Below are 10,192 nucleotides of genomic sequence, written 5' to 3' on the forward strand. Positions count from 1 at the left end.
GTATTTATGGCCAAAAAGGGGGCGCAGAGGGGTCAGTCCTTGCCGCGGTAAGGCTCGACATATTGCAGGGCCATGTCCCAGGGGAAGAAAATCCATGTGTCCTGGCTGACCCCGGTGATGAAGGTGTCAACCTGCGGCTCGCCTTCGGGTTTGGCGTAGACTGTTGCGAAATGGGCCTGCGGGTAAAGCTGGCGCACCAGTTCGAGGGTTTTGCCGCTGTCCACCAGATCGTCGATGATCAGCACGCCGGTGCCATCGCCCATTACTTCTTTGTCCGGGGATTTGAGCACTTTGGCTTCGCGGCGCTGATCGGCCTTGCCGCCACCGGAATGATAAGACACCACGGAGATTGTATCGACGGTGCGGATGTCCAGCTCGCGGGCGACGATCATCGCGGGGGCCATGCCGCCCCGGGTGATGGCCACCACAGCACGCCACGCGCCATCATCCGGCCCCTTTCCATCAAGCCGCCACGCCAGGGCGCGGCTGTCGCGATGGATTTGATCCCAGCTGATGTGGAACCCTTTTTCGTGGGGCAGTCTGTTGTCGGTCATGGGGGGTTACCTTTCAAGGAGCAGCCGCAGTCCAAACGCGCCCAGCAGAGAGGCGGCGATGCGGTCAAAAATGGGTTTGAGGCGCAGATATCCTGCCCGTGCAGCAGGGGCGCTGAGGGCGGTGGCCAGAATGCCGTAAAACAGCCATTCCAGCACAAGGTGGTTGAGCACAACAAAGGTGATCTGCCCGGCGCTCAGATCCTTGGGAAAGACCACGAGGATCACGGCGGCGGCAAAAAGCATGGATTTTGGATTGCCGAAGTTCACCAGCAATCCGCCTGCAAAGCTGCGGGCCGAAGGGGTTGGGGCATCGTTAAGGGGGGCGCGGGCGTGGCGCCATGTCTGCACAGCGATCCAGATCAGATAGAGCGCGCCGCCCGCCTTCAAAGCGCCATAAGCCCATGGAAACAGGGCAAAAACGCTTTCCAAACCCAGAAAGGCGGCGAGGGTCCAGCAGGCGGCGGCGGTGCCGAGGCCCATACCAGTCATCATACCGGCCCGGCGGCCTGCACTGACGGTTTTCTTGACGGTGTACAGCATGGCAGCGCCGGGGCTGGCAAGCGCGGCCAGCAGGACGAGATTAAATGCAATCAGGGCTTCAAGAGACATTCAACGGATCCTTCGTGCGGTTATGACAATGCAATTCGGACACCAAAGAGGCCCAGCAGCACGCCAAAGACCCTTTCTGCACCAGTCTTGATCCGCACATAGACGCGGCGCGGTCCCGCGCGGGAAAACAGTAAGGAAAGCGCGGCATACCAGCCGGTTTCGATGGCAAAGATCATGGCAAGCACGACCAGCGCCTGCATCAGGGTCAAGTCTGCGGGCAACACGCCGGTGAACACAGCGGCGAAATAGGCGAGCGCCTTGGGGTTGGCCAGATTGGTCCAGATGCCCAGTCGCAGGATGGACAGCGTGCTGCGCGGAAGTTGCGTGCGGGTCTCGGGCAAGGGCGCCGCGGCATTGCGCCAAAGGGAGAGGGCGATCCAGATCAGGAACAGCCCGCCAGCCACCCGCAGACCGGTTTGCAGCCACGGCATGATTTCGAACACCAAAGACAGGCCAAGCAGGGCAGCCACGGCCCAAAGCAGCACACCAATCGCGAGGCCGACGCTGAGGGTCAGCGCGGGTTTGGCACCCTCAACCGCCGCCGTGCGGATCGTCAGAACCGCGGCGGGGCCGGGGCTCATTGCGATCAAAAGCTGCACAATGGCAAGGCTGGCGAGTGCGGTTGCCGTCATTCCTTGCTCATGTCCGGTGCATCCACCGCCTTCATGCCCACGACGTGATAGCCTGCATCGACGTGCAGGTTCTCGCCCGTGGTGCCGGAGCCCAGATCGGAGACAAGGAACAGAGCCGCCTTGCCCACATCATCAATGGTCACGTTGCGGCGCAGGGGCGAGTTGTATTCGTTCCACTTCATGATGTAGCGGAAATCGCCAATACCGGAGGCGGCCAGCGTTTTGATCGGACCGGCAGAGATTGCGTTGACGCGAATGCCGTCTTTGCCCAGATCCTCGGCCAGATATTTCACCGATGCTTCAAGCGCGGCCTTGGCCACACCCATGACGTTATAGTGCGGCATGACTTTTTCTGCGCCGTAATAGGTGAGCGTCAGGGCGCTGCTGCCGGGCGACATCATCTTTTCCGCGCGTTGCATCACGGCGGTGAAAGAATAGACAGAGATATCCATCGACATGGCAAAGTTGCCGCGGCTGGTGTCGACATAACGTCCGCGCAATTCGTTCTTGTCGGAGAAGCCGATGGCATGGACCACAAAGTCCAGTTCGCCCCAGCGCTCCTTGAGATCGGCAAACAGCGCATCCAGCGAGGCCTCATCGCCCACATCGCAAGGCAGGACAATGTCACTGCCCAATTGTGCGGCCAGTGGATCAACGCGTTTTTTCAGAGCATCGCCCTGATAGGAAAAGGCCAGTTCTGCCCCGGCATCGGCCAGTGCGCGTGCGACGCCCCAAGCGATGGATTTGTCGTTGGCGAGGCCCATAATCAGCCCGCGTTTGCCCTGCATCAAGTCGTTCGCCATAGTGCTGCCTCACCCTGAAAGTCATTAACAAAGCCACGTTTAGGGGATTGTGACCATGCCATCAAGCGCCGCGCGGCGCATATGTCCAATTGACCTTTGCGTTGCTGCCGTATGTCTATTGCGTTAGCGATTTGGAAATCCCGGCGCTGTCGGGGCAAAGCATGGATGAGTATCACAATGGAAAAACGTACAGGTCTGTTTGCGGGTGATGACCCCTTTGAGATTGCCCGCCGCTGGTTGGCAGAGGCCGAACCGGCCGAGGTGAACGATCCCAACGCGATTGCCCTGTCGACAGTGGATGCCGATGGAATGCCCAATGCGCGGATGGTTCTGCTGAAAGAAATCGAGGCGGATGCCTTTGTTTTTTATACCAATTACGAAAGCGCAAAGGCGCAGGAGCTGGACAGTGCGGGCAAGGCGGCCTTTGTAATGCATTGGAAATCCTTGCGCCGCCAGGTGCGGGCGCGGGGGCTGATCACCCGTGAGGATGGGCCAAAGGCGGATGCCTATTATGCGTCGCGGTCGCTCAAGAGCCGGTTGGGCGCCTGGGCCTCTGCGCAGTCGCGGCCGCTCAGCAGCCGGGCCGCACTGATGGCCGAAGTCGCCAAAATCACGGCCAGCAAAGGGCCGAATCCCCCGCGTCCACCCTTTTGGGGGGGATACCGGTTGACCCCGCTGGAGATCGAACTGTGGGCGGATGGAGATTTCCGTCTGCACGACAGATTCCAGTGGCGCCGCGCTGCCCCGGACGCCCCTTGGAGCGTGACACGCCTGAACCCGTGATGTGATAGGACATAGATCATGGGCTAAATTTGATGCAAAACAGAAAAAAATGTCTAATGTCGTCCAGATAACGAAGCCGTGAACGGCAAAACAGCAATGGTTGAGATGTGTCACAAGACAACCCTGAAATACCCCAGGTTGATCCGCAGCCGCTGACCGGAGTGGTCAAATGGTTCGACCCTGTCAAAGGCTTTGGCTTTGTCATTTCGGATCATGGTGGGCCGGATATTTTGTTGCATGTCAATGTGTTGCGAAATTTTGGCCAAAGTTCCGTTGCGGACGGGGCCAAGATAACCTTTCACGCCCACCAGACAGATCGCGGCGTTCAGGCGGCAAGCATCACCGAGATCATTCCACCTGAGGGTGCGCAGGCGGCGGTGCTGACGGACATCGGAGAGTTGGACGCGCAGGCGATGGCGGATACGCCGTTGCAACCGGCGCGTGTCAAATGGTTTGACAAGGCCAAGGGATTTGGATTTGCCAATGTCTTTGGCAAGGACGAAGATGTGTTTTTGCACGTCGAAGTGTTGCGGCAATCGGGCTTGTCCGATCTGCAACCGGGAGAAGCTTTGGCGATGCGGGTGATCAATGGTAAACGCGGCGTTATGGCCGCTGAGGTGCAGGCATGGGAAGCAGCAATTGGATCAGACGAGGGTGGCGGCACCTAGGCGGGGCGGCGGCTCTGTCGCTTTTGCCGCTCGGTGCCTTCGCGCAGGACATCTGCCAAGACGACACCGTCAGTTTGCGCGGCGACTGGGGGCAGGCCCGTTTCAACGTTGAAATTGCCGATGATCCCGCCGAACAGGCGCAGGGATTGATGCACCGCGAAGAACTGGCGGCCAGCGCAGGCATGCTCTTTGTCTACCCGGCGCCGCAGACTGCGCAATACTGGATGCGCAACACGCTGATTCCCCTCGATATGCTGTTTGTCGACGCGCAGGGCATTGTGCAGCACATTCACCATCAGGCGATTCCCCTGGATGAGACGCCGATTTTTGGCGGGGATCAGGTGCTGGCGGTGCTGGAGATCAACGGCGGAATGGCCAAAAAACTGGGGATAACCGAGGGCAGCGCCCTGCGTCATCCGGCCTTTGGCGCCCATGATCCGGCTTGGCCCTGCAATTGATCTCAGAAACTCGCAATCTAGGGCTTTTCATTCAGATCAACTGTGGCTAAAGAGGCCACGTCGGAGCGTGGCGCAGCCTGGTAGCGCACCTGTTTTGGGTACAGGGGGTCGGAGGTTCGAATCCTCTCGCTCCGACCACTTTCACAAGCATCATCAGAGACTTCCACTTTTGTGGGCCGCATGACGGGTGAAGACTTCGCCAGGCTATGATGGCCGCGATTTTTGCCTTTCCGGGTGTTTTTCGGATTCTGCCTGTCCGGGCCGCCTCAGGATCGTGGCGGCGATACTCCGCTTGGCCCTAACGAATCCAGGTTGAATTGCCCCCCTTGGCAGGGCACCCTTTTGCGATTGTCGCCAATTGACACGCACCTTTGAGGGAACGGAGTTATGGCATCTATTGAAATTGCCGGACGCAGGGTAGGTCAGGACATATCAACCGGCGCAGGGCATCTTGCTTTGATCCTCACCGATGATCAGGACGCTGAGTTCATCCTCTCGGCCTATACAGATAACACCCTGTTTTCAGGGGAATTATACGTTGAGACACATCAGCAAAGCGCTTGGGTGCCGCGTGCGCTTTCTTCTGAAAGCAGCATAGAAGCGCATCGGATCGACCGCGTCACGCTGGATCTGGGCGGCAGATCCCCCGCCGCCGTGGCCGCGCTGATTGATCAGTTTGCGCTGGCGATGAACGGCCAGACACTCAGCTACGAGGTGTTCGATCAAAACAGCAATTCGGTGATTGGCTCACTCTTGGATCTGGTCGGGATTGATGTCGATGATGTTCTGCCCAATCCGTCCGGTGTGGGTTGGCTTGGCTTTGTTGCGCGGGACACGCTTATTGAGTTTCCGTTTTCGATTGTCGGCACGGCAGAGGCGGATGTGATCCTGACCCGCGGCTTTGATCAGGAAATTTTTGGTGCGGGCGGTGACGACATGCTGTCCGGCGGGGCCGGTGATGACCGGCTGTCCGGCGACAATGGGAACGACATTCTGGATGGCGGGCAGGGCACTGATACGGCGGTTGTGTCTGGTGAGAAGGACAGTTTTACGCTGACCGTTGGCCCATCTGGCGTCACGCTGCTGGATCGCAGGGTCGATGGTGAAGGGCTGGATGAATTGACGCGGATCGAGCATCTGGAGTTCGACGGAGGCGCTGGCGACGCTGGGGTGAATCTCGCGGCTTTGATGGCGGTGTCCCAAATCGCGCAGAGCGATCTGAGAAGCATCATCGAGCTTTACGTGGCCTATTTCGACCGGGCCCCGGATGCGGAAGGATTGTATTTCTGGGCGGCGGCATTTGCTGATGGTTTGCCGCTAGATAAGATGTCACAGGAATTCTCCGGTCAGGCCGAAACGCTTTCCCTTTACCCCGTTGGCACCAGCGCGGCCGAATTTGCCACTGCAGTTTATGACAACGTTTTGGGCCGCGCACCGGACCCGGACGGCTTCAACTTCTGGGTGGGCCTGCTGGACAGCGGGCAGGTGCAACGCGACGCATTTATTTTGCGCGTGCTGGAAGGCGCCAAGGCCGCGCCGCCCTCCCATCTGGGTCAGGAATTTGAAAATCAACAGCTTGCAGATTTGGCCTTTCTCGAAGCCAAGACGGACATAGGGGCGTATTTCTCTGTGCAGCTGGGCCTGTCCGATCTGCAAAGCGCATCCTCTGCCATGGCCTTGTATGACGGCAGCGATGCGGGTTTTTCTGAAGCAATTGCAGCGATTGATCTGGCGCATCTTGCCGCGCTCGACCCGGAACAGGGTGCGTTCCTGATGCCAATGGCGGGATTCTTGGATGATCTTTTTGCCGTGGCGTGATCCTAGCCCGCAAACGGATCATCGACCACACCCACAACGGAGATCAGGAATTCACCGTTCTGGGCATCCAAAGCATCTGCATAATAACCATCAATCGCGTTTTTCGCGGCGGTGATGCTGTCTGCACTGCCGTTAAACAGTGTCATGGCTACGCGGGCATTTTCTACGTCGCTCATGCCTTTGATGGCAGAGAAATAAGTGCCCAGATCGGCCTTGTTTGACAGATAGGCAACATCGGTGGCCTTCTGATCCTTGAAAGCCTGGCTTGCATCCTCCGCCGCCGGTGCTTTTGCTCCTCTGATGATCTCAAGCATGAAGGTTGGCAGGGCCACGGCGCCGCTTTGCAGAACCGATACCCAGAAATCGAGCCCTTCTTGATCAAATGCGCGGCCCAGCACGTTTTGATAGACCTGTTGGGCGAACCCCTGAAGATCGGTGATCTCTTCGCCATAGATGCTGCGGGTTTCGTCCTGATCAAAGAACAGTGCCGCGATCTCTTCCAGGGAGGTGCCGTTGGACAGGGCATTTGCCCAGAAGAACAGCCCCTCGGCATCCGGGGCGCGATTGAAGTAAGCGATATACATCTCGATAAAGGTCGAAAATTCCGCCTGGCTTAGCGTGGTCACGTCAGAAAACACATGCAGCGGCCAATCATTGTCGAGAAACGCAAGGGTTTCGATATTGGCGATCTGGTCCGTGCCATCACCATCGGTGCGGCGGTCGTCCACAATGATCCCCTGCTGGCCGAGCGTGATGGAGTAGCTTGCCCGATTTGCGGTAAAGGCCAGCGTGTCGTGATCGTCCAGACCATCAATGAGATCGTTGCCGGAGGTGCCGGTCATCTGGTCAGCGGCCTCGGTGCCGATGATCGGATCCGGTATGGCAAGTGGGGCACTGGCGAGGGTTGCCTCAGTGCCAGTGCTGTCAACGTAATGCAATTGCACGGTAATATCGCGGCCCATCAGCTCTGGCGTAATTTCCAGAACAGGGCCGGTTGCGCCTGTGATGGGCTGTCCGTCGCTGAGCCATTGATAGCTCTCGCTTTGCAGTGCAAGGCCGTCGGGGTCATTCAATTGATCTTTGGACACCTGCAGCAGCTGAAACAATCCGGCAGTCCCGGTGATGGCAAGTGTTCCAGTCACCGGCGTGGCCTCGGCCGCAACTGGACCTGTGGCAAGGCTGGTCACCGCCTCCGCCGTGCCGCCCTCATCGTTGTAGGACAGTGAGACGGACAGTGTTGCATCGATGTCAGCGTCGCTGAGGGTGAAGGTGCTGGTGGTGGCTCCGGCAATCTCTGTCCCGTTTCGCAACCATTGATAGGTCATTGTGGCGCTGTCGATCCCGTCCGGGTCGGAAAACTGTGACAGATCGACGGTCAGGGTCTGGCCCACAATGGCAGCGCCGGAGATACGGATGTCCCCTGCGGGCGCATCATTTTCATTCTCGATGGTCACCGTCACGTTTGCCGTATCGGTGCCACCTGTGTCGTCTGCGACGGTATAGGTGAATGTGTCGGTGCCGCTGAAATCGGGATCAGGCGTATAGCCGACTGTACCGTCAGCGTTCAACATCACATCCCCATGTGCGCCTTGGCTGACAGACTGGATGCTCAATGGATCGCCCTCTGCATCGCTGTCATTGCCCAGTAGGTTCGCGATGACCAGAACGGCATCTTCTGTGCCGGTGGCTGTGTCATCCTGTGCAACGGGCGGGTCATTGACTGCCTCAATGGTCAGATCAAAGGCTTGCACCGCGGTGCCACCGTTGCCATCCCTGATGGCGATGTTAATCGCATGGGTGCCGACATCCGCCTGTGTCGGGGTGCCACTCAGGGCGCCGGTTGCCGGATCAATAGTCAACCAATCAGGCAGCAGGGTGTTCGCCATGTCGATGGTCGGGATGTCCCCGTCCTCATCGTTAAAGGCCGGGGTGTAGCTGTAGGCAGAGCCTTCGGTCCCCGTCAGGATCGGGGAGGTGTCAAAGACCGGATCATCATTGACGTTCAAAACCTCAATGACAAATTCCTGCGTTGCGGTCAGGCCGCCCGGATCCGAGATAACAAAGCTGAAGCTGTTGCCCTCTGTGCCGACATTCTCTTGCGTGGGGGTGCCTGTCAGCACCCCGCCCACCGGCGTCAGCCAGGATGGCCAGGAGGAGCTGACAAAGCTGAGGTTGTCGTCGTCGGGATCGTCTGCCGTCACGCGGTAAGTGAACAGCTCGTCTTCGTTGATGGTCAGGGGCGGGACGCTGGTAAACTCCGGCGCGCGGTTGGCAAAGACCCCCAAAAGGGTCACGGACGTCTCGCCATCAAAGGTAAAGACCCGATATCCGTCTGCATCGACAGTTTCGACCACTGTAGGCGCGCTGCCAAAGCCGACGGTGCCGAATTGATCAATGCCGACCTGAAAATCTGTGATGATATCGTGACCACCGCCCGGAGAGAATTGAAAGATATCCGCACTGCCGCCACCGGTTAGGGTGTCATCGCCGGCCATTCCGTTGATCCGGTTGCTGCCCGTATTGCCAATTATGACATTGCCCACCTCATTGCCAGTTGCGCTGGCGTTGCCGCCCTCGATCAGTGTCAGGTTCTCGATCTGGTTTGCCCCGCCTGCCTCATTCCAGGGCAGCAAGGTCCAACTGATGCTGGAGCGCACTTCGTCAATATCGCCGGTCGCTGTATTGCCGGGGCCCATCACATCGGAGGAAAGCTCGATCGTCTGATCACCAAAGTTGTCGACGATGTAGATCGTCGCGCCGCCGCTGCCTTGCATGTAGTCCGCGCCGGTGCCGCCGTCGATGTATTGCACTGCGCCGCGTCCGGTTATGCTGTCGTTACCCGCCTCGCCATAGGTGATGGAGTTGTTGCCGGCAGGCAGATCGTCGCCCATGTTGATCAGGTCATCGCCATCGCCGCCGTAGATCACGTCGGTGATGGAAAGGTCGTCTTCGGCCACGCCGAGGATTGCGCCATCATGGTCCGGGTCCGGTCCATTCGAGCTTACGATGGTGTCATTGCCGCTGCCGCCCAGGATCGTATCTGCGCCCAGCCCGCCGATGATGCTGTCGTCGTTGTCACCGCCCTCAATAAGATCATCGCCGCCCAATCCATAGATCGTGTCGTTGCCCGCAAGGCCAAGCAGCGTGTCGTCCGCTTCGGTTCCGACGATCAGGTCGTCTGGCGCGGCCCCGCTGACGCTGTTCAACAGATCCGTAATTTCCAAAGTATAGGTGCCGGTACCTGTCAGCCCGGTTGCGGACAGATAATAGACACCGCTGTAGGGCGCATAGAATGTCGTTGCGCTGTTTGTTGTGTCGGCAGAAGCATCGCCATTGCCGGTACCCACCGCTGCCGTGCCATCGGACAAAAACACACCGGCAAATTCGGGATCGGCCAATGTGCCATCCGCGGTGTCTGCGCCGCGCATCTCTATTTCATAGATCCGTCCCGCGATCAGCGTGACCTCGAACCAGTCCGCATCACCGATGACTTCGATCTCGCCGGTGACCGATGTGCCGGGGGTGATTGCACCGGAAGTCAATGTTGTATCGGAGATATCGTCTGGCATCTAATTGACTTTCTCAAAATGGCGTCGGCGGGCAATGGTTAATGTCATACAGTCGGCGATGCAGGATCGTCGGTGGATCTATCTGATTTGCCGCGCAGATATGATCCTGATCCGGTCTTGCACAAAGTGGCGTACCCTAGACCCAGAGCGCAATAGGGGCCAAGGGAAATTTCATCGGATCAGCGCTGTTTGGCCTTTGTATCCGGCCTCGTCGGGCTGTTTTAGGCCTTCCCTAGATATGGTGTGTTTTGTCGCGAAACCCTCCCAGATGGTGTGACCGGCCTGGGCTGCGCCTTGA

General features: G+C 58.6%; 9 protein-coding genes and 1 tRNA gene. 5 read left to right on the forward strand and 5 right to left on the reverse strand.

From position 1 onward, the window contains the following. Window positions 1-32: 32 nt before the first annotated feature. The 4 genes from gpt to fabI are packed head-to-tail and all read right to left on the reverse strand — an operon-like array spanning window position 33 to window position 2,598. Window positions 33-554, reverse strand: a complete 522-nt coding sequence (gene gpt, locus K3754_RS08455) for a xanthine phosphoribosyltransferase (protein ID WP_203211446.1) — start codon at window positions 552-554, stop codon at window positions 33-35. 6 nt (window positions 555-560) lie between these two features. Next, entirely contained in the window at window positions 561-1,163 is a 603-nt protein-coding gene (locus K3754_RS08460) for a LysE family translocator (protein ID WP_203211445.1), read from the reverse strand. Between the two features lie 20 nt (window positions 1,164-1,183). Next, entirely contained in the window at window positions 1,184-1,795 is a 612-nt protein-coding gene (locus tag K3754_RS08465; protein ID WP_259942833.1) for a LysE family translocator, read from the reverse strand. After that, entirely contained in the window at window positions 1,792-2,598 is an 807-nt protein-coding gene (fabI, locus tag K3754_RS08470; protein WP_259942835.1) for an enoyl-ACP reductase FabI, read from the reverse strand. The genes K3754_RS08465 and fabI overlap by 4 nt, the downstream gene beginning before the upstream one ends. 177 nt (window positions 2,599-2,775) lie before the next feature. Between fabI and pdxH the strand changes: the two genes are divergently transcribed. From pdxH to K3754_RS19865, 5 genes are all read left to right on the forward strand, one after another. Further along, a complete protein-coding gene (gene pdxH, locus K3754_RS08475) occupies window positions 2,776-3,381 on the forward strand; it encodes a pyridoxamine 5'-phosphate oxidase (protein ID WP_203211442.1) in 606 nt (201 codons plus the stop codon). A 107-nt stretch (window positions 3,382-3,488) separates the two neighbouring features. After that, window positions 3,489-4,049, forward strand: a complete 561-nt coding sequence (locus K3754_RS08480) for a cold-shock protein (protein ID WP_259942841.1) — start codon at window positions 3,489-3,491, stop codon at window positions 4,047-4,049. Continuing rightward, window positions 4,007-4,507 (forward strand): DUF192 domain-containing protein, encoded by a 501-nt coding sequence (locus K3754_RS08485; protein ID WP_259942843.1) that lies wholly within the window; start codon window positions 4,007-4,009, stop codon window positions 4,505-4,507. Before K3754_RS08480 ends, K3754_RS08485 begins: the two co-directional genes overlap by 43 nt. A gap of 61 nt (window positions 4,508-4,568) precedes the next feature. Continuing rightward, window positions 4,569-4,645 (forward strand) — tRNA-Pro (locus tag K3754_RS08490). 249 nt (window positions 4,646-4,894) lie between these two features. Beyond that, entirely contained in the window at window positions 4,895-6,325 is a 1,431-nt protein-coding gene (locus tag K3754_RS19865; protein WP_311201479.1) for a DUF4214 domain-containing protein, read from the forward strand. A 2-nt stretch (window positions 6,326-6,327) separates the two neighbouring features. Here K3754_RS19865 and K3754_RS08505 read toward each other — a convergent pair whose 3' ends face one another. Beyond that, complete coding sequence (locus K3754_RS08505; protein WP_259942845.1) at window positions 6,328-9,894, reverse strand: Ig-like domain-containing protein; 3,567 nt, start codon at window positions 9,892-9,894, stop codon at window positions 6,328-6,330. Between the last annotated feature and the right edge of the window lie 298 nt (window positions 9,895-10,192).

It is taken from the genome of Sulfitobacter sp. M368, from assembly GCF_025141875.1.
Taxonomy (GTDB): Bacteria; Pseudomonadota; Alphaproteobacteria; order Rhodobacterales; family Rhodobacteraceae; genus Sulfitobacter; species Sulfitobacter mediterraneus_A.